The organism is Pradoshia sp. Z6_59 (assembly GCF_058267515.1).
In genome coordinates this window covers 172,329-190,557 of sequence record NZ_JBZCPP010000004.1, presented here as the reverse complement: position 1 = coordinate 190,557, position 18,229 = coordinate 172,329, and the positions used below count along the sequence as shown (strand labels likewise).

The 18,229-nt window shown below is 38.1% G+C and carries 21 protein-coding genes and 2 pseudogenes; 6 read left to right on the top strand and 17 right to left on the bottom strand.

Annotation, left to right across the window (positions count from 1 at the left end; translation table 11 throughout):
• Positions 1-2: 2 nt before the first annotated feature.
• The 3 genes from comGC to comGA are packed head-to-tail and all read right to left on the bottom strand — an operon-like array spanning position 3 to position 2,512.
• Entirely contained in the window at positions 3-311 is a 309-nt protein-coding gene (gene comGC, locus AC4D4B_RS06390) for a competence type IV pilus major pilin ComGC (protein ID WP_490996036.1), read from the bottom strand.
• Positions 312-324: 13 nt separating this feature from the next.
• Positions 325-1,365 carry a competence type IV pilus assembly protein ComGB gene (comGB, locus tag AC4D4B_RS06385; RefSeq protein ID WP_490999455.1) on the bottom strand — a complete coding sequence of 347 codons (1,041 nt, stop codon included), beginning with the start codon at positions 1,363-1,365 and terminating at the stop codon, positions 325-327.
• Positions 1,355-2,512, bottom strand: coding sequence for a competence type IV pilus ATPase ComGA (gene comGA / locus AC4D4B_RS06380; RefSeq protein ID WP_490999454.1), 1,158 nt, complete (start codon positions 2,510-2,512; stop codon positions 1,355-1,357). The genes comGB and comGA overlap by 11 nt, the downstream gene beginning before the upstream one ends.
• Positions 2,513-2,759: 247 nt before the next feature.
• Here comGA and AC4D4B_RS06375 point away from each other — a divergent pair, with 247 nt between their 5' ends.
• Entirely contained in the window at positions 2,760-3,467 is a 708-nt protein-coding gene (locus AC4D4B_RS06375; RefSeq protein WP_490999453.1) for a helix-turn-helix transcriptional regulator, read from the top strand.
• A gap of 101 nt (positions 3,468-3,568) precedes the next feature.
• Complete coding sequence (locus tag AC4D4B_RS06370) at positions 3,569-3,811, top strand: DUF2626 domain-containing protein (protein WP_066105073.1); 243 nt, start codon at positions 3,569-3,571, stop codon at positions 3,809-3,811.
• A 32-nt stretch (positions 3,812-3,843) separates the two neighbouring features.
• Here AC4D4B_RS06370 and AC4D4B_RS06365 read toward each other — a convergent pair whose 3' ends face one another.
• Positions 3,844-4,965, bottom strand: a complete 1,122-nt coding sequence (locus AC4D4B_RS06365; protein ID WP_490999452.1) for a class I SAM-dependent methyltransferase — start codon at positions 4,963-4,965, stop codon at positions 3,844-3,846.
• 114 nt (positions 4,966-5,079) lie between these two features.
• On the bottom strand, positions 5,080-5,712 hold the full coding sequence (locus AC4D4B_RS06360) for an MBL fold metallo-hydrolase (protein ID WP_490996031.1): 633 nt from the start codon (positions 5,710-5,712) through the stop codon (positions 5,080-5,082).
• 220 nt (positions 5,713-5,932) lie between these two features.
• On the opposite strand from AC4D4B_RS06360, the gene AC4D4B_RS06355 reads away from it, so the two are divergent.
• On the top strand, positions 5,933-6,106 hold the full coding sequence (locus tag AC4D4B_RS06355) for a DUF2759 domain-containing protein (RefSeq protein WP_490996030.1): 174 nt from the start codon (positions 5,933-5,935) through the stop codon (positions 6,104-6,106).
• 77 nt (positions 6,107-6,183) lie between these two features.
• On the opposite strand, the gene AC4D4B_RS06350 is transcribed toward AC4D4B_RS06355, so the two are convergent.
• The 5 genes and pseudogenes from AC4D4B_RS06350 to AC4D4B_RS06330 form a co-directional block, all read right to left on the bottom strand.
• Positions 6,184-7,374 (bottom strand): M14 family metallopeptidase, encoded by a 1,191-nt coding sequence (locus tag AC4D4B_RS06350; protein WP_490999451.1) that lies wholly within the window; start codon positions 7,372-7,374, stop codon positions 6,184-6,186.
• A 706-nt stretch (positions 7,375-8,080) separates the two neighbouring features.
• Positions 8,081-9,129: pseudogene (locus AC4D4B_RS06345) on the bottom strand (DUF2332 domain-containing protein).
• Positions 9,130-9,194: 65 nt separating this feature from the next.
• A pseudogene (locus AC4D4B_RS06340) lies at positions 9,195-9,639 on the bottom strand (NUDIX hydrolase).
• A gap of 179 nt (positions 9,640-9,818) precedes the next feature.
• Positions 9,819-10,793, bottom strand: coding sequence for an ROK family glucokinase (locus AC4D4B_RS06335; RefSeq protein WP_490999450.1), 975 nt, complete (start codon positions 10,791-10,793; stop codon positions 9,819-9,821).
• Between the two features lie 6 nt (positions 10,794-10,799).
• The gene (locus AC4D4B_RS06330; RefSeq protein ID WP_066105666.1) at positions 10,800-11,027 is read right to left on the bottom strand and encodes a YqgQ family protein; all 228 of its coding nucleotides are present in this window, start codon (positions 11,025-11,027) and stop codon (positions 10,800-10,802) included.
• A 223-nt stretch (positions 11,028-11,250) separates the two neighbouring features.
• On the opposite strand from AC4D4B_RS06330, the gene AC4D4B_RS06325 reads away from it, so the two are divergent.
• The gene (locus AC4D4B_RS06325; protein ID WP_490999449.1) at positions 11,251-12,126 is read left to right on the top strand and encodes a hypothetical protein; all 876 of its coding nucleotides are present in this window, start codon (positions 11,251-11,253) and stop codon (positions 12,124-12,126) included.
• A gap of 12 nt (positions 12,127-12,138) precedes the next feature.
• On the opposite strand, the gene AC4D4B_RS06320 is transcribed toward AC4D4B_RS06325, so the two are convergent.
• The 7 genes from AC4D4B_RS06320 to AC4D4B_RS06290 all read right to left on the bottom strand — a co-directional run bounded on the left by AC4D4B_RS06320 (position 12,139) and on the right by AC4D4B_RS06290 (position 17,166).
• Positions 12,139-13,674: a rhomboid family intramembrane serine protease gene (locus AC4D4B_RS06320; RefSeq protein WP_490999448.1), complete on the bottom strand. Its 1,536-nt coding sequence runs from the start codon at positions 13,672-13,674 to the stop codon at positions 12,139-12,141.
• Positions 13,675-13,758: 84 nt separating this feature from the next.
• On the bottom strand, positions 13,759-13,914 hold the full coding sequence (locus AC4D4B_RS06315; RefSeq protein ID WP_490999447.1) for a hypothetical protein: 156 nt from the start codon (positions 13,912-13,914) through the stop codon (positions 13,759-13,761).
• Positions 13,915-13,972: 58 nt separating this feature from the next.
• On the bottom strand, positions 13,973-14,929 hold the full coding sequence (locus tag AC4D4B_RS06310) for an L-lactate dehydrogenase (RefSeq protein WP_490999446.1): 957 nt from the start codon (positions 14,927-14,929) through the stop codon (positions 13,973-13,975).
• Positions 14,930-14,978: 49 nt separating this feature from the next.
• Positions 14,979-15,767 (bottom strand): DUF92 domain-containing protein, encoded by a 789-nt coding sequence (locus tag AC4D4B_RS06305; RefSeq protein WP_490999445.1) that lies wholly within the window; start codon positions 15,765-15,767, stop codon positions 14,979-14,981.
• Positions 15,760-16,323, bottom strand: coding sequence for a 5-formyltetrahydrofolate cyclo-ligase (locus AC4D4B_RS06300; RefSeq protein ID WP_490999444.1), 564 nt, complete (start codon positions 16,321-16,323; stop codon positions 15,760-15,762). Before AC4D4B_RS06300 ends, AC4D4B_RS06305 begins: the two co-directional genes overlap by 8 nt.
• Positions 16,324-16,389: 66 nt before the next feature.
• Positions 16,390-16,539, bottom strand: a complete 150-nt coding sequence (gene rpmG, locus AC4D4B_RS06295; RefSeq protein ID WP_066105110.1) for a 50S ribosomal protein L33 — start codon at positions 16,537-16,539, stop codon at positions 16,390-16,392.
• Positions 16,540-16,602: 63 nt separating this feature from the next.
• Positions 16,603-17,166: a hypothetical protein gene (locus tag AC4D4B_RS06290; protein ID WP_490999443.1), complete on the bottom strand. Its 564-nt coding sequence runs from the start codon at positions 17,164-17,166 to the stop codon at positions 16,603-16,605.
• Positions 17,167-17,390: 224 nt separating this feature from the next.
• On the opposite strand from AC4D4B_RS06290, the gene AC4D4B_RS06285 reads away from it, so the two are divergent.
• Entirely contained in the window at positions 17,391-17,753 is a 363-nt protein-coding gene (locus tag AC4D4B_RS06285; protein ID WP_490999442.1) for a hypothetical protein, read from the top strand.
• A complete protein-coding gene (locus tag AC4D4B_RS06280) occupies positions 17,750-18,211 on the top strand; it encodes a hypothetical protein (protein ID WP_490999441.1) in 462 nt (153 codons plus the stop codon). The genes AC4D4B_RS06285 and AC4D4B_RS06280 overlap by 4 nt, the downstream gene beginning before the upstream one ends.
• The last annotated feature ends 18 nt before the right edge of the window (positions 18,212-18,229 follow it).

The window sequence follows — 18,229 nt, the reverse complement described above, 5'->3', positions numbered from 1 at the left end:
TTTTATTGTTCCTGAAGAGTTACAGTCCCATCATCCGCAATCAATGCAGTTTTCCCCTCAGGACATTTAACATCCTCTCTTAAAAATCCTGAAGAGATAAGCTGCTCCATCGTGGGAAGCGTACCTTCCTTTAATTTATAAGCTTGCACCTGTCCCTCCACCATCTTGACATATGCCTCGCATCCCTTGCTATTAACTGCTTCCTGATTTTTCATTACATTGGGCACTGTAATAATCAAAAGAACTGATATAACCAACATGACAATTAGCATTTCAATTAAGGTAAAACCTTGTTCGTTTTTGTATTTCATCAAAAACACCGTCCTATATCGTATTCATTAATGAAATCATCGGCATTAAAATTGCCAAATAAAGAAGGATCACTAAAATGGCAACAAGGCCAAACATTAACGGTTGAACCACCTTTATATATTTTTCAGTCTGTATCTCCATCTCATTTAACAGAAATCTGCTGTAATAAAGTAGTTCTTCGCCTAATAAACTATTTTTTTGCCCATGGCTGATTACTCGCTCAAAATCATTCATAAAGATTTTAAAAGTTCCACAAATGCTTTCCAATGAATCTCCCTCTTGAAGACTTTCAATCATATGATGGGTTATTTCCTTAACTAGGCTTTTGGGGTCTTGCCTACTCATAATCGTCAACGCATCGATTATAGAAATACCGCCCTTTAATAATGAGCCCAGTTGCATAGAGAAATAATATGTCGTGGAAAGCCTTCTAAATGAACGCAGAAACGGAACTTTATTCATCAGTAATTCCTGTTTTATTTTGGATAGTTTTTTTAAATAATAGTGGTATATAAGCAAATGTATGGTTAGGAGCACGATGATAATAAATGGAAGATTGTTAACGAGGGTAGCCAATAAAATTGATAGCTTTAAGAATATATTTGATTCCTGCCCTACACCCTGATACATACTTGAGAATTTGGGCAGCAAATAATTTGTAAATACTTGCAGCAAGGCAAATGTAAAAACGAGTAGGAAGACTGGATAATACAATAAATTTTTTAATTTTGCCCGATCCTCACTTTTCTTAAGCCATATTTCCCCTCCATTCTTCAAGGATTTGGATAGCTGTCCGTGTTTTTCACCGTAGGATACTAAACCAACCAGCTCTTGTTCAAAATTCAACCATTCTAAAAAGTCCCTAAAAGTATGGCCATCTTTCAATAACTCCAAAGCATCCTTGATTTCTTCTCGATATTTCTTTTTTCCATGAATAAGCGAAAATTCAATACCCTCATAAAGAGTAAAGCCATTATCCAATAAATCGCCCAATTCCTGAAGAAACCTCGCCTGATCCCTGCAAGACCATCGGGACTTTAGTTTACTCGTCATGCACCCACCTCTCATACTCTTTTTGATCCACAAATCCATAGGCAACAGCCTTGCTGATGAGAGAAGATAGATCCGGATAATGAAAGTTCACATCATCTCCCTCCATCTCTGCCCAAACCTTCGCCAATTCATTGCCATAAATCATTTCATGTACACTTACCCGCCCCCTGCTCTTTTCCATAAGGCAATATGGTGAGCATTCACCCTTACAAAAAGGACAGTGCAATTCCAATAATCTTTGAGAGGTTACTCCTAAAAGAGTTTGTTTTGCCTCCTCCCTGTCTATCCCAAATTCCAAAAGCCTTCTAACCGCACCTAATACATCACTGGCATGCATTGTTGTTAAGATTAAGTGTCCTGTTAAAGCAGCGCGCACCGCTATTCTGGCCGTTTCGGCATCCCTGATTTCTCCTATCATGATAATGTCTGGATCGTGGCGCAGAGCAGCTTTCAAGCCTACAGAATAGCTGATACCGGCTTTTTCATTAATCTGGACTTGAATGGCATCATCGGACTGATGTTCAACAGGGTCTTCCAGTGTAATAATATTTCGGTTAACGGTATTTTTGGCATGATGCAGCATGGAATATAAAGTCGTAGTTTTCCCACTCCCAGTCGGTCCACAAATGATCATTAATCCATGGGAATGTTTAAGCATAGATATTAACGTAGTTGACATTTTTGGAAATAAGGAGATTTCTTCGATTGGGAGAGTTTGTAAGCTTGGAATAATACGAATGACGAGTGATTCAGAATATGGGGTAGGCAAGGTGGATAATCGGAGGCCAATCCATTTATTTGAAACAAACATCGTTAAGGCCCCTGACTGAGGACGTCTTTTTTCGCCTATATCCATCCCGGCCATAAATTTAAAATGGGAGATGAGTCGTTCTGCTCTGTCTCTTTGGTAACTGCCTTCTGAAAATAAACGATTGTGAATCCGATAGTAAAGATGGGTTTTCTTGCGTTGAGGAACAATGTGGATATCTGAGGCTTTGAACTTTACTGCTTCAGTTACAACTTTTTCAGCTAGCTTATCGATGGTGAGCAATTCTTGTTTCACCTCCTTATATGTTACTCTCTTAATGGTATTAGACATTAATTTCTCAATACCTGCTGAAATTATGAAAGTTTCGAAATCTGTCACAATTCGTCGTTAATTTGGGTAATTTTTCATAATCATGAAATATTTCATTCCTTTTATTCTGTTAACATATTTACAGATAAATTTTAAAATTAAGATAGTACTATATACATGGTAAATTATTGACTTATCAAAATGTGGCTAAATTACAACATATGTTTCCAAAGAGTCAGAATAGTCATGAACAGCATATCAATGCTTAATTGACTGTATTATAATGGAATTATTAAGGAGCGCGAGGTGGACCACAATGGACCAAACATTAAAGATTACCAATGTATTATCAGATCCGACCAGATACTATATTTATCAGCATATAGCTAAAAGGCATAGCGAGGTGACGGTACAGGAAATTGCGGATATATTTGAGATTCACCCCAATGTTGCGCGTTTACATTTAACAAAGCTTGAAGATGTAAATATGCTTGTTTCTGAAACTAAGAAAACAGGAAAAGGTGGAAGACCAAGCAGATTATATAGATTATCAGATGATGTCATACAATTAAACTTCCCATACCGCGATTACCAACTGCTTTCAAAAATAGCCCTTCAGACAATGTTCTCACTGGGTGAGGCAGGGAAGCAAGCATTATTCAATACAGGAAGATTATTTGGGAAAGATCTGGCCGAACAGCATATGAAAGGAATTGGAGAAAGTCAGGACAGTCTGTCCTTCGACCACAAGCTTTCTATCATAAAAGATGCCTCGACTACTGCCGGGTTCTATCCGGAATTCGTAACAGCTGAGGATCATTCAACCATTTTCTTTAGAATACATAACTGTCCTTTTAAAGAAATTGCCTTTGAGCAAAAAGAAGCCGTATGCGGAATGCATTATGAGTTTTTACGCGGTATGTTCAGTGTCCTTTTTGATTCAATCGAATTAATAGAAGAGGAAAATATGTTTGATCATGCAGGTTGCCATGCTTGTACATACAAGATGCTCGCTGGAAATTAATCGCACAATTCAGTCATTCTATTTTAAGATAGTTTACATTCTTTAACAATATCCTTATAATAGTAGTGATGGAATTATAAGGGGATAAGGGAGGTTAAGGAATGGACAGAATGTTCAGAGTATGTGGTTTCTGGACTGGAATTATGGCAGTCATGTTCTTTGTTGGCGGTATGCATACTACATCACTCATCTTTTTCGGTCAAACAGGTTTCTTTGTTATTTTAAGCTATTTAAAATTATCTGAAAGAATGTACTTATATGTTTTCGGTGCTTATTTAACCGTTTTCTTTGCAGGGTTCACCTATTGGACAACGTTCATGATGACTCCTGGAGCGGGACATTAATTTAAAGTAAAACCTTGATTGAGCTAGAGCAATCAAGGTTTTTTTATGTTTTTGGACTGAACTAAAACACTGAAACTATCACTTATCCAGTCTCCAAGAACTAATTGTTTAATTTGTCTGTTGCGTCTGGCGGTGGGAGAAAAAGGATTGGTATCCGCATGTGGGACCAGCTCCCCCAATATCCCTTCCTCTAATAAAAATGACTGTTGTCCTCCCCAGTACTCCAGATCAAGCCCTATCCTTTTCCCCGCCCATTTAAGCAATGAAAAATTGACGGTACTCGTTATATCCATTTCTCCTGGATGTTCAAGAATTGAGCCTATTAATTGATGGTCCTTAAACCCTCTTAAGGTACCATTTTTTCGGGCAGGTATATAGAAATCCTCCATATCCATTCCATAATCTATCGTCATAAGATATCCGCTCTTCATTTTATCAATCATTTGCTCGTAGGCAAGCATCATTGGGCATGGCACCTCTATTCGATTGATAAACTCCGGAATATCCAACTTCTCTATAATGGATAAAATCATCTGATTATGGAGATCTCTGGCCGTTTCAAATAGCTCTCCATTCTTTACTGTAATGCCTGCTTCTTTCCACTGTTTCTTATCTTTAATTAAAACATGAACAGGAAAAGCATCAAAAAATTCATTTGAAAAAATGAAACCTTCAATTACCGGCATATCCTTGATGGAATCTAACAGACGAATTCTATCATCCTTTGCTGCCATATCTAAAATCAATTCTCGATGATAGGAACTGGATTCAACAATATAATAAATTGCATTAGATGCCAGCTCTGGGTTGTCCAGTTCCAATCCCCTCAAAAAATCACATGCCATCTTCCCGGTGCCACCACCAAGCTCACATATAGTGGGAGGTAGGTCGGATTCAATTAGCTTCCTTCCTGCCCATTTACCTATAAATTCACCAAAGACAGGGGACATACTCACCGAAGTATAGAAATCACCGCTACTCCCAATTTTATCTTTTCTCCGTTGGTAATAGCCATATACAGGATGATACAATGCCAACTCTATATATTTGTCATAAGGTAAAAATAAATCTTCTGTTTCCTCGATGGACCGAATGATTATTTTTTTCATAAATTCACCTAATTTTGTAAATATTTCCACAACAGGCGTTGACATCGTATTATCCCTATTGTAAATTTATGGTATAACTTAAAATGGCCCCTCCCATTTTATAGGAATACCCCCTGACCCTCCTTAACTAATTGATAAGGGGGGTCAATTTATTCACTTTTATCTTAAAAAAGGATTATGATTTATCTCATCTTCAATAATGGTTTCCGGCCCATGCCCGGATAAACAAAGCGTATCTTTTGGAAGAGTTAATAATTTATTATGAAGACTATTCATTAGCTGTTGATGATTTCCACCAGGTAAATCGGTCCTGCCTATACTCATTTGGAATAATGCATCTCCTGAAAATACAAGCGCCTCGTCCTTATCATAATAAGATACGCTTCCTGGTGAATGTCCAGGTGTAAACAGTACGTTAAAGGTGAAATCCCCAATTTTTAGAATACCTTCCTCTGAAATCACATTTTCTGCTGGAGCAGCCTTAATCTCACCCAGTTGGAAAAACTGTGAACCGTTCAATGCCGGGTTTGTTAACCATTCTGTTTCTTTTTTGTGCACATAAACTGGAATACTAAAGACTTCCCGTACCCTGTCCACTGCCCCTATATGGTCAAAATGAGCGTGAGTTAAAAGAACTGCAATTGGTTTCCATTTCTTTTCACGAATGATTTGAATCAGCTTTTCCGCTTCCTCGCCCGGGTCGATGATTAAACATTCACCATCCTGCTTGGCATATAAATAACAATTTGTTTGCAAAGGCCCTAAAGGAACTCTTTTCCATGTTTTCTTCATGTCTTTCCCCCTGAAGTATCAGTTTAGTTTCTTTTATTTTACACAAGTGATGCTTTTGTATAAAGAGTCTTATACTGTATTGTCCCTATTCCTTCCAAATCGCCTATAATATCTCGACAAATAATCTGAAAAGAATTAAAATACTATTGAATGCATTTATTTTACAATTTAATGATTTATTGGGTTTTATTACTTAATAATTCCAGGGGAGGTAAATGAAATGGGATTGGTAATTATTTTTGGTTTAGTTGCCATTTTGGCTGTTTTCGCATTAATCAGCGCCTTTAAAAACAAAAATTTCCTTGGGCTAGTATTCGCTTTGGGTACTGCCGTTGTATTTGGCTGGTTCGCCATCATGACCTTCATTAGAGACGGCTATCCTGCTGTACATTAATTGTATACGCTGTACATCTGAAAAAGAGGAATCCTTTAAACAGGATTCCTCTTTTTCGTTCAACAGTTCCCTATCTTCTATAAATAAAGACACGCATTTAAAATTGGTTTTGTATCCCGATAAATTTGTTCAAATTGTGATAAAGGAAGAGGATTGATTCCTTTACCCAGCTCTAATGTAAATCCCGGCTTCTTGAACTGATCAATAAACCAATCCTTAAAGCCTGCATGGCTATCAATATAGCGAACGGCCTTGTAGCCTGATCTTGCAGTAAATTCCCTAGCCATAACAGAAGTGATTTCCGGCTCCTTTTTCTCATATCCCCAATAAAATTCTTCTCCCTGAGTGTGCAGAGAAACTACACGATCGAACCCTTCCTTCTGAACAAGTGCAACCAGTGATTTCACTTCACTTTCTGTTAAAGGCTCGATTCCGGGGAAATCTCTTGCTGCAGGATTTTTGGGCCGTTTTCTCTTTTTCTCAATCTCCCAGTTTGCCGGAAATTGATTATTTAAATCAATTCCTCTAATATTCGCTTTCCAGCCTAAAAATTCTTCTCTTCCACCATTCATCCTGATTAGATCTTTTTTCATTTTTTCAGATGGACCATTTACTACTAAATCCACACCATCAGGATTCACCATCATAACAAGAGACAAATCACACTCCAGGAATAGCTCCAGTGCTGAACATTCTCCTAAATTTGTCCCCATCGTTAATGCCAGTAAATAATCATTCAGCCACTTCATTAAAACCAAGCTGGTAATCCATTCATTCGCATGCATTGAGGCATTCATATGGACTTTTTTCGGACCAACGCCTATGCGCAGTTCCCAAATATCCTGGCCAAGTTCAGATTTCCCGATAGAGTTCATCTGCAGGAAAGGATAGATTGTTGTAAGAATTTCCATGTCGTTCATGCATTTACTTGATGAATATGGACAAGTGTGATCCACAATACTATGTTGAATTTTCACTGGTAATCTAACAGATTTCTTCGGGTTCTCTTCCATACTCTCCAATGAATTAGCTACCTGAATTCTTTCGCGTTCTATAGGGTGTGTGATATCCAAGGTCGATAACCTTTCCTCCCTTGTCCAATATCCAGGTATATGAACCATATCGCCAACAGATAGCTCATTATTACTAATATGTAAATTACATTCCCGTAAAAGTGCGATTGGTATAGAATACAAAACTGCCAATCTCGATAATAAGTCAGGCTTCTTTATGATGACTTCCATAGAATCACATCCTTTTCTACTCATTTTATGAATACTCCAATCAAAAAATACAGAAGCTAACAGATATTATGTATAGATTCGTAAAAACCGGCTGATTATAGATGTCTGTTACTGAATAAACCTAATTCAGCATGCCATTTAGCGGGTTATGGGCTGGGGAAAGGCGGGGTGTAGATGGGGCATAGGTGTTTCATAGGTGGTGTATAGCTGCTTCCCTACACACTTCACCCTCCTTTCAGGCACCTTTACCCGGGTATAGATGGGGCATAGGTGTTTCATAGGTGGGACATAGCTGCTTTCCTACACACTTCACCCTCCTTTCAGGCATCTTTACCCGGGTATAGGTGGGGCATAGGTACTTCATAGGTGGGGTATAGCTGCTTTCCTACACACTTCACCCACCTTTCAGGCACCTTTACCCCGGTATAGCTGGAGCATAGGTACTTCATAGGTGGGGCATAGGTTACTTCATAGATGGAATTTTAGTACGGCTTTTCATTCCCTATGACGCACCTTTAACCGAGCATAACTGCTCCATAGGTGGTTTGGGGCGGCTATCTCTGTCCTTTGACACGTACCTCCTACATCCTTCACTCAACTATCCAATTCAAACCGAATGAAAAACAGTTGGGTCAACGAAAAAGAAAAGGCATTAACCCAAGTGGATTAATGCTCTCATTGTTTAATATCCCGTCAAAGAAAACAAATTCAAAAGGGCAAATTTCATTTCCTACTGACTAATAGTCCGCTCACTCTCCCATAACCATTTAAACCATCTGCCGTGCCCGTCGGTTTCTGCAATTGTATTTTTGTTCAGAATGCCATCCAAATAATAATCCAGATGCAAATATCTATCTTGAATATTATTATAAATATGAAATACCTCTCTCTTCTTCCCAATATCCTCGATGGTTTCCAACAGATGCTTTTTCACATCCATTGGCATTTGGTTAGCAACATGTGTATGAAAAATACAAATGGCATGATCCTCTGCGATATCCTGTATACAGTGAGGTAATAAATCAACGCCATCACCGTTTACTAATTTTACGGAACTCCCTCTCACATAGGCTGCAGCTTTTTCAAACATAGACAACCTCTCCGTATGCTCGGGCCATATTAAGGATTTAAGCCACATTTCCTCGTCCTCATCATTTAAATCAATCGTATGTAAATCCAAGCCAATCCTAGTTGTAACTGGCGGCGGCATGGAGGGAAGGTTTGGTACATCTTCTCCTATAATTTCTGCTGAAATTGTAAGTTTAGATTCTGAATTCCCATAGGTATTCTCTTCCCCATATGTATATGAATAGTGGTCCCAAAGAAGCTGTAATCATGCACTTGTTCCAATTTCAATAAGCGCTAAAGGTTTCTTAGCTATCTCATAAGCAGCACAAAAGGCGGGGTACAGGTATGCACATCTTCGCACTTCATTGGTTTGAACCCGTCTCGATTTAAGAATAGAATCAATCTCTTCTCGATAAGTAAAGCAAAAATCCCTATAAGATTCATACGATTCCATATATGACTTCGGATAGTCAACAAGCTAGGATAATACTCTTTTAGTGAATGTTCTTTACCCTTTAAAAGGAGATAGTGGACAGCACCGAATAAAAGATTTGGTATTGGCTGACCGTCCCTCGCATTCTTACATATCTCTAAAAACGCTTCATCTCGGGCAATTTTTATAGATAAGTGCTCGTATAGCCTGCTGGAGCCTTTACATTCCCTTACAGCAAAATTTATAAAGGTTTGAGAAAGAACACTACTATTAAACAAATGGAACCCCCCTTTTGAAACTAAATAATGACACCCGCTGTTTGATCTTGATTGGCTTCATCCACCTATAGCTCGTGTACAACCCCTTCTCGGTCCTTCCCATTAAATTCGACATAAAACGGCTGAATGCTTTCGTCCAGACAATACTCAATTCTTTGTCTGAAATTATTCCAGGTTACCATTTCCAGTGCCTCTGCTATGGGAAAAAAACCTACCTCTAAACTTTCAGGGCTGGTAGTAGGAGTACCCCCAATCGCCTTGCCCAAGAATTAAGGTATTACAAATAGAAAGGTCTATATTTTGAAAAACACCACAAAATTTAGTCACTTCGATATCAATTCCCGATTCTTCCTTTGTTTCTCTTATGGCAGCATCTTTGAGTGACTCGCCTTCTTCGACTTGTCCTCCAGGCATTTCCCACCCCCGGCGTGGACCCCTAATCAGCAAAATTTCCCCAGCTTCGTTTAAAACAATCGCTGCTGCAGACACAATATGCTTTGGCACATTCATCCCCAAACCCTCCATCACCTATTTCCATGCTATACTTCCAACTAATTTCGACATATGGTTTTTATTTTCCTTTATAAAAACTCGTGCAAATAAAAAAGCACTTCAACAAATACATTGAAATGCTTGCAAAATTAATTAATTTCTACTTAGATTTAGCGTTTGCCTCAGCATGTGGACTCTTAAATCTCTTGTCCCAATTGTTGCATGATTAAACCCGCTGCGCCTATGACACCCGCATCATTACCAAGAGATGCAACTTTGATTTCAGTTGATTCCGAAACCCGCGGAAAAGCAAATTGCTTAAAGTATTTCTCAATTGGTTTTAAAATAATGTCCCCGGCTTTTGAAACACCACCACCGATTACGATGATGTCAGGGTTAATAATATTACCCACATTGGCTGCTGCAAGTCCAAGGTATTTAGCTACTTCATCGAGGACATCCAGACTTGCCTGGTCTCCGCTTATAGCACAATCAACTACATCTTTAGAAGTGATTAACCCATTTTCGTTAAAAACAATCGAGAGGTCCGAATCTGGATTCTCTTTAATCTTCTCTAAAGCCAATCTTACGATACCGGTAGCTGAGGCGATCGTTTCCACACAGCCTGTTTTCCCACAGTTACAAGGAGCTCCACCCTCTGGCTGAACCGTTATGTGACCGAGCTCACCAGCCGCCCCGCTAACGCCATGCACCAAACGCTTATTTGTGATTACACCGCCACCCACACCAGTTCCGAGAGTGATACAGACTAAATCATTTGTACCTTTTCCTGCTCCCTTCCAAAACTCACCGAAGGATGCTACATTTGCATCGTTATCAACTACAGCAGGAATTCCTAATTCTTTTTCAAGCAGTTCCTTTAACGGAAAGTCTTTCCAACCAATATTCACGGCTACATAGATTGAACCGTTTTCAAAATTAACTGGACCAGGGGCACCCATTCCGACACCTACTAAATTACCATCCTGCCATTCTTCCAATTTTGACCTGACAGACTTGCCGATATCAGAAACGATATGGAGACCGTTTTCTGCCGTTCTCGTTATGATCTCCCAATTATGTACAATGGTCCCTTCCTTATCTATGAAAGCAAGCTTAATCGTTGTACCGCCAATATCAATTCCCAGTAACCAATCTTGTTTCCCCAGCATATTGATTCACCTTTTCGATTGTTTTTGTTTTAGCTGTTGCTTTTCCTTCTCATACTCTATCTCTTGCTTCAAGATTAAAATAGCCGTTTGATAATCTCTGATTTCAATCAACTGAGAGTGAAATAACTCTCTTAATTCTCCTGCCATCATCTCCAGATCAGCTAATCGATCACCCATATATATGATGGTCCCAAACCTCTTTAAATATTGTTGAATTTCATATACGGATTTCATTTTTGTCACATTCCTTCCTGCTTCTTTAGTATATCTGAATTTAGCTGTTCTCCTCAAGATACTTTCTTTCTGTATTCCGTCAATTGTGACATTTATAAACAAAGCATATGTATTTAGAGTTACACATATATTGCTTAGGACAAAGCATCCGTCTATTTATCATTTGACATCAATTTAAGATTGTATACGTAAGGCAATAATCTAAAGTGAGGAGAGAATCCTTTTGAAAAAATATATTGGTTATCTAACAGTAGGTTTAGTACTCATGTTTACCTTTATGTGGTGGAAACAGCTTTATATACAAAGAGATATAGCTGTCATTAAATATTTTCCACTTAATCAAAAGGCTGCGTTTACTAAAACAACCTCTTCCCTTGTCATGCCTAAGCAGGAAAAAGATACAGAACAGTACGATGTTACATTATCGACTGAATCTATTTTAAATCAAACAAGTTATCTCAGACAGGACTTCTCACTTCTTTTTCAAAACGGTCGTTTAAAAGAGTTTACTAAGAAATGGGAGCAGAATACAGATCGAATATTTCAAAAGACAACCGTGAAAGCTCATGAATCTTCTTTATTTCAAGTGGTTACCATTCATTATGCTGAGATTCATACGGAAAAAGACACGATTACCAGCTCATTTAAATTAACTGATAGCAATCTTTTTGTCATTGCTTCACGTTATGGACCAACCAAAGCATTTCATTCTCCTGAAACCCAGGAACAAAAAGAATGGGCCTTTACCCTGTCTTCTGTAAGTAATTCCAGGCTGACTAAAGTGCTCAATCGCTATACAGATACTAAAAAGATTGATATTACAAAGTATCACGTAGTTCCCCTGACACAGTTTTCGACTGAAGAAAAAAGATTGTTAGCCGGATATTCAGATCAAAAACGTCTGGAAATTACGGAGAAGCTATGGGAAGCTTTTTATTCCATTTATGTTTCAGGAATAAAAAAACAGGATGGTACCGTCATAGATCCGATAGACAGTACCATCCCCTTGATTTTGCGCAAACAAGACTCAAACAAGCTGATTATTCTTATCCAGGATAAATCAGGCAACATACATGAATATTATCAGCAGCTGCCTTAAAGATTAAAATACCTATTCGGAATCTAGCTCATTCAGCGCAGTTTTATAATCCTCATTATCCGGTTCCTGATCAACTGCTATCTGGATATACTTTTTAGCTTTATCGATTTGTCCCAGCTGCCAGTAGAGCAGTCCAATGTCATAATATGCTTCTGGAAATACTTCTTGCTGTTCAATGGCTTTTAGAAAATACTTCTCAGCTGCTTTCAAATCATATTGATGATACTTTATATATCCTGCTAAAAAATATGCTTCTGGAGCGTCTTCTTCCTTCAGATAGCCTTCGATACGCTCATAGGCTTTGTCATATTCCTTAGAATTAACATATTCATGAGCAAAAGTGACATCATTATGATATTGATGGTCAGATTCATTTGATGAATAACCATATACCACTGCTCCTATTGTTAACAAAACAGTCAGGAGCAGAGCACCCATTTGCATGGCAAGCTTGCGATTTTTCGGCAATCTAACAATCGCTGCTGCGAGGAATCCGCCTATTAAACCGCCGATATGGCCGGCACTATCTATAGCATCTGCAGAGAATGTAATAACCAAGTTTATGGCCAGAATTACAATCACATTCCATCCCATTGTTCTGAAAAAGAGATTGGGATGAAGCACACCAAACAATAGCAAGGCACCGAGCAAGCCAAATATCGCTCCACTGGCACCGGCTGATAGATTGGGCATCAGAATAAAACTTGCTACCGAACCAATAAAGCCTGCAAAAAAGTAAATAACCAGAAATCTTAAGCTTCCATAAATACGCTCCACAATAACTCCGACAAAATACAAGCTTAAGGTGTTCAGAACCAAGTGTGTAAATCCAATATGAAGAAAGATGGGGGTGAAGAATCTCCACCATTCACCTTCCATAATTAATGGGTTATACTTTGCACCAAATTGGATGAGGGTTTCAGTATTAGTACTTCCACCACGCATCTCCAGTAAAATAAACATAAGAACTTGGATAGCCATCAACAAGTACGTAAAAATTGGTTTGCCATGACTAAAGATTTGTTCGTCTTGTTTCTGCTTTTGGTAAGAAGCAGCCAAAGCATCTTCTTTAAGATGGTTAATTTCAGTTTCTTCTATAGCTTCATAATCCCTGTTGACCACTTCCAATGGAAACCCTAGGAATCTTTCCAATTCCATTAATGATTCTTCCATAGTCTCTGTTTGAAAAATCATGGTATCAATCGTAATTTTTGCACGACTTTCGTTTGAGTACCTTCCAAGGATATCCGAATAATCATCTACCGGAGCATATTGGCTAACATAAATGGTTTTAACGGTTAGTTCCTTCCTGGAAAGGAACTTCCGAATCTTCTCTGCATTCTGCAGTACAAGATTTCGGTCACGCTTCATATTATTGGACCAATCCAAATCTTCTTTTTTTATACGGATTAGGGGATCGACCCGACTCGACTGATTTTCAAGCCATATCTCTTGTTGATCAGTGGATGCAGATATAAATCGATACCCTTTTTTCGTAATCAATTGATTGATAAAGGACCAATAGATATATTCTTCTTTAAAACTCACGGATTCCCCTACTTTCTCTCCCTGTAAAGTTTCTATATCTATTTTATCATTACGTTAGAGGAACAGAAATAATTCCTCTGCTCTTTATGTTTGATCTTGCACAGTTTTAAAAATCGGCAATTCCATTAGTACGGCTATAAGGATGTTCCGCAGCACTTGATTCTTCATAATGGAAGACCTCTTTTGAAACACTATATACCCTATTATGCCAGATGCGAAAATAAATAAGAATTTATTCATGTAAAAATCCCTCCTGTTTACCATATAGTTTGGTGAACAGAAGGGATTTTTATTCTACTTATAGTAACTGATCAAGAATTGGATTCATCGTTTCTTTTAATACTTTAACAGAATGTGAAAATTTCTCTTGCTCATCATCTGATAATTTCAGTTCGAGGATATCAGAAATTCCTTCACGGTTTACTATCGCAGGTACACCTACATATACATCTTCTTCGCCGTACTCCCCTTCAAGGAAGGTTGATACTGTTAAAATGCTGTTTTCATTCTGAAGGATGGCTTTTGTAATACGAACTAGACCCATGGCAATTCCATAGAATGTTGCACCTTTCCGATTAATGATTTCATAAGCTGCATCACGTACATTAATGAAAATCTTATCCAAATCTTCCATTGACTGATGATCTTTATTGTTGATCAGCTCACTAATGTTCTTTCCACCAACATTGGCATGGCTCCATACTGGCAATTCTGTATCGCCATGCTCTCCAATGATATAGGCATGGACATTACGAGGGTCCACTTCAAAATAATCGCTTAACATAAATCGGAATCTGGCCGTATCGAGGATCGTACCAGAGCCAAGTACGCGATGTTTAGGAAGACCTGAAAATTTCCATGTTGCATATGTAAGAATATCAACCGGGTTCGCAGCAACAAGGAATATTCCATTAAATCCATTAGCCATAATTTCTCCAACAATGGATTTAAAGATTTTCATATTCTTTTCAACTAAATCTAAACGTGTTTCACCAGGCTTTTGATTAGCGCCTGCAGTTAGAACGACAATGTCTGCATCTTTACAGTCGGAATAATCTCCAAACCAAATTTTCGTTCTATTCGGCGCAAATGGAGTTCCATGATTCAAGTCCATTGCATCGCCTTCTGCTTTATCCTTATTCAAATCAATTAAAACAAACTCTTCAGTAATTCCCTGATTTAACATAGCAAAGGCATAGCTGCTTCCAACAAACCCTGTACCAACCAGGACCACACGATTTACATTGTTTTTCATTACAAAAACCACCTTTTCAAACTACATAAAAGCTCTTTATACCATAGTATTATGTGAAACTATACCAAGTTATTATACATAGAATACTGCTTATCACAATTGAGCTTATGTTTACAATTTCATTATTAATCCAGTTAATTCCCTTCCTTTTAACAGATCGTGTATTGCAGTGCACTTTTTTCTCCGTATGAACCGAACAAACTGGGCATATATATTCGACTTGCAGGAAAGCTCCCAGTAGGGTATCCAGAATACTGCCCAGAAACCCGAATACACTCAGTAGGAGAATCGTTGAAAATGACAGATTAAACAGTATACCTGCTATTACTGCAATGAATATGGAGCCAAACAGCCCAGCCAGAGTTCCATAGACTGAGACTGCCCCAGAAGTACCCCGTTCACATCTCTTCAAACTGATGATATGGATTGGGTCAGATTTACTCAACACACCAAGTTCAGAAGACCATGTATCAGATGTAGCTGCTGCAATTGATACGATAAAGGCAATTAACCAGATATCCGAACCGTCAGATATAAAATAAAGTAAAGAACTTATGCCAGCAGGACCGCCATTCGCTGCCACCTGGGCCCAATTTCGTCTACTTCCGTTTGCTAGTTTTTGATCAATACTCTGCTTTATTCTTTTTTTATAACTGGAAAACAGACTAGATGAGGAAAAAAACAAACCAATTAGCAGTAAGCCTTCCCATCCAAGTCCTATAACAATCGAAGCCCCCAAGACAAAAGCTGCCAGAGCACCCGATTTACTCAGCGCTTTAAGCCGATAAGCCCCATAGGAGCCGACAGCAACAGCGCCATAAATGATTAAGTTACCCACAATTTATTACCCCTTGTTCTGTGAATAGATAGTCGACAGGGATGTCAAACTCTTCTGTATGGATATCATCCCTTATTTGCATCATAAACGCCAGCGAAAGTTTAATTCCATAAAATGATGCTAAATAACGGTCATAATAACCGCCGCCAAATCCAATCCGATATCCAGCTGTTGAGAATAGGAGCCCCGGAACAATCATCATATCGATTTGGTCGGCTTCTATCTTTTGTGTTTTATCCGGTCTGGGCTCTTTTAAACCACTATAAACTGATTCCAGTATCGTATTTGGATTATAATGATAAAATTCCATTTGTTTTGTATGCGGATTGCATTTTGGAATCACGATATTTTTTTTCTCTTTCCACGCTCTCTCGATAATCCCTTTCGTTTCAATCTCAGGATGCCGAGAAATTGTGATTCCAATTGTCTTTGCACACTTCCATATGTCATGATTAAATAAGTATTCTACAATTTTAGATGTATATGTATCTCGCTCGTATGACGGACATTCCGCTAATAAATTCCGATAAATCGATCTCAATTCTCCCTTTAACATTGCGTTAAATCCCCTTAAATTCTATATAATCCCAAAAAAAACAACAGGAGATAGCCTCCTGTTGTTTTATTTTGTTTCGCGGTGTGCAGTTGTACGCTTCTCTCTTGGGCAATATTTTTTAAGCTCAAGACGATCAGGATTATTACGTTTATTTTTTGTGCTGATATAATTACGCTCACCGCACTCTGTGCAAGCTAAAGTAATGTTTACACGCATGTGAGTCCCTCCAGTTCATTCAAAACTTCATTTTATACGACTTTTCTATAATATCACCTTTCACTAATAAATGCTAGTCTGATTTTTGACCAAGTAATCAAACAGCATAACTTCCTCTTTATTGTTGCCTGTAATTATCCAATTAGAAACCCCAATTTTCACTCCAGGCTCCACTAAAAGCTTGTACATCGTTGTACAAACAACTAGACCTCTGGCTAATGGGGAGTGGATGATTTGGCCATTTCCCATTAATTCGTACACCGCTTTTTTATGTTTTCGTTCCATTATTGATATAGATGCACAATCATTTCCATTTAATAAGCTTATCGTATTCTTTCCATATAAATAGATTAAAGAATCCGTTGGACTATAAAAACTTGCCGAAACTTCACTGAAGGCCTCATGGACAAAAAATATCTTAATTTCCAGTGACCGATCCCCATCATTTTTGCAGACTACATCCACTCTATCGAAATAATCATTATTTGTTAACTGTACTGCAGCAGATATCCCCTCTTGATCTTGATCGTTTTTGCACCAAAGATAGGGTACAATTAATCCAGATTTATCATCGACAAGCCTTTTACAGCTGGCTTTACTTTTATTTAAAGAGTCTAACTGGTCCATGCGGTCCCACCCCTTTCATTCATCTTACCTGCTTTTAGCGAACCACTAATATCTTCCATTAAATCCTAACACTCCCTGACCAAGATGACAATGAACGCATATTGTCGAAGAACCACTACCTACTTCCAAATTATGAGCAATACTTCCTTTTTCATATATTTTTACCAAAATCAAGTGAAAATTGTTGTACAATAGGGATTGTAATTTAATTTGGGAGGGTATTCATGATAATCATTATGATTAGTTTATTTTCTCTATCTGCCTTACTATTCTTGCTATCGTTATTTTATAAAGGACAGGAAACTAAAGTAGAAAAAGAGATTGAACAGTTATCATTAGAGCATGTACAAGAAATGTATATACTAAAAAAACGAATTCGTGCACTTGAGGAGGAAATCCTGCACGAGGAATCGTTATCAGAGGTATCTTTTTTAACTAATTCCTCGTCCATACACGCGGTTATTCAAAATCAGGTCATTCATTTGTACAAACAAGGATTATCGATTGAACAAATTTCCAGACAATCTGCATTATCAAACAATGAGGTAATTAGAATCCTTGAAAGTCAGGGAGGCGATCTTCATTGAACCGACTATACATATCTGGAGCAGCTGCAGGTATTTTTTTAGCCACAAGCGTATTTACGGCATATTATCTTGCCACAGATGAATCAGCAGCTACAAATGTGCCCATTTCAAGCGAGGACGCCCATAAAACTCTACAGGAGGCTGGTTATCATGTTTTATCAAAAAGTGAGTGGGATAACTATCAAAAGAACCTTCAATCTATTAATCAACTAAAATCAGAAAATCAACAAAGTAATAAAGAAGAAACTGTAGCCATTAAATTATCGATTAAGCCTGGAATGGCTTCCGACGAGATTATTAGCCTATTAAAAGAGGAGCGCGTGATCGAGGATACCGAAACGTTTTCCACCTACTTGAATGATCGGGATCTCACAAAAAAAATTCAAACCGGGACCTATACAGTTTATAAAAACATGGACTATGCTGCCTTATCTGCCATTTTAACGAAGGGGAAATAGTGCATCAAAATGGCAGCT

Excerpts from the sequence above, each read along its gene's own strand:
- AC4D4B_RS06335 (WP_490999450.1), bottom strand. The coding sequence starts at position 10,793 with ATGCTGGGGAAACAAGATTGGTTACTGGGAATTGATATTGGCGGTACA.
- AC4D4B_RS06375 (WP_490999453.1), top strand. The coding sequence starts at position 2,760 with ATGGACCAAACATTAAAGATTACCAATGTATTATCAGATCCGACCAGA.
- AC4D4B_RS06300 (WP_490999444.1), bottom strand. The coding sequence starts at position 16,323 with ATGTTAAAGGGAGAATTGAGATCGATTTATCGGAATTTATTAGCGGAA.
- AC4D4B_RS06360 (WP_490996031.1), bottom strand. The coding sequence starts at position 5,712 with ATGAAGAAAACATGGAAAAGAGTTCCTTTAGGGCCTTTGCAAACAAAT.
- AC4D4B_RS06330 (WP_066105666.1), bottom strand. The coding sequence starts at position 11,027 with ATGAAATCCGTATATGAAATTCAACAATATTTAAAGAGGTTTGGGACC.
- AC4D4B_RS06350 (WP_490999451.1), bottom strand. The coding sequence starts at position 7,374 with ATGAGTAGAAAAGGATGTGATTCTATGGAAGTCATCATAAAGAAGCCT.
- comGC (WP_490996036.1), bottom strand. The coding sequence starts at position 311 with ATGAAATACAAAAACGAACAAGGTTTTACCTTAATTGAAATGCTAATT.
- AC4D4B_RS06310 (WP_490999446.1), bottom strand. The coding sequence starts at position 14,929 with ATGAAAAACAATGTAAATCGTGTGGTCCTGGTTGGTACAGGGTTTGTT.
- AC4D4B_RS06315 (WP_490999447.1), bottom strand. The coding sequence starts at position 13,914 with ATGAATAAATTCTTATTTATTTTCGCATCTGGCATAATAGGGTATATA.
- AC4D4B_RS06290 (WP_490999443.1), bottom strand. The coding sequence starts at position 17,166 with ATGGACCAGTTAGACTCTTTAAATAAAAGTAAAGCCAGCTGTAAAAGG.
- AC4D4B_RS06285 (WP_490999442.1), top strand. The coding sequence starts at position 17,391 with ATGATAATCATTATGATTAGTTTATTTTCTCTATCTGCCTTACTATTC.
- rpmG (WP_066105110.1), bottom strand. The coding sequence starts at position 16,539 with ATGCGTGTAAACATTACTTTAGCTTGCACAGAGTGCGGTGAGCGTAAT.
- AC4D4B_RS06365 (WP_490999452.1), bottom strand. The coding sequence starts at position 4,965 with ATGTCAACGCCTGTTGTGGAAATATTTACAAAATTAGGTGAATTTATG.
- comGB (WP_490999455.1), bottom strand. The coding sequence starts at position 1,365 with ATGACGAGTAAACTAAAGTCCCGATGGTCTTGCAGGGATCAGGCGAGG.
- AC4D4B_RS06370 (WP_066105073.1), top strand. The coding sequence starts at position 3,569 with ATGGACAGAATGTTCAGAGTATGTGGTTTCTGGACTGGAATTATGGCA.
- AC4D4B_RS06355 (WP_490996030.1), top strand. The coding sequence starts at position 5,933 with ATGGGATTGGTAATTATTTTTGGTTTAGTTGCCATTTTGGCTGTTTTC.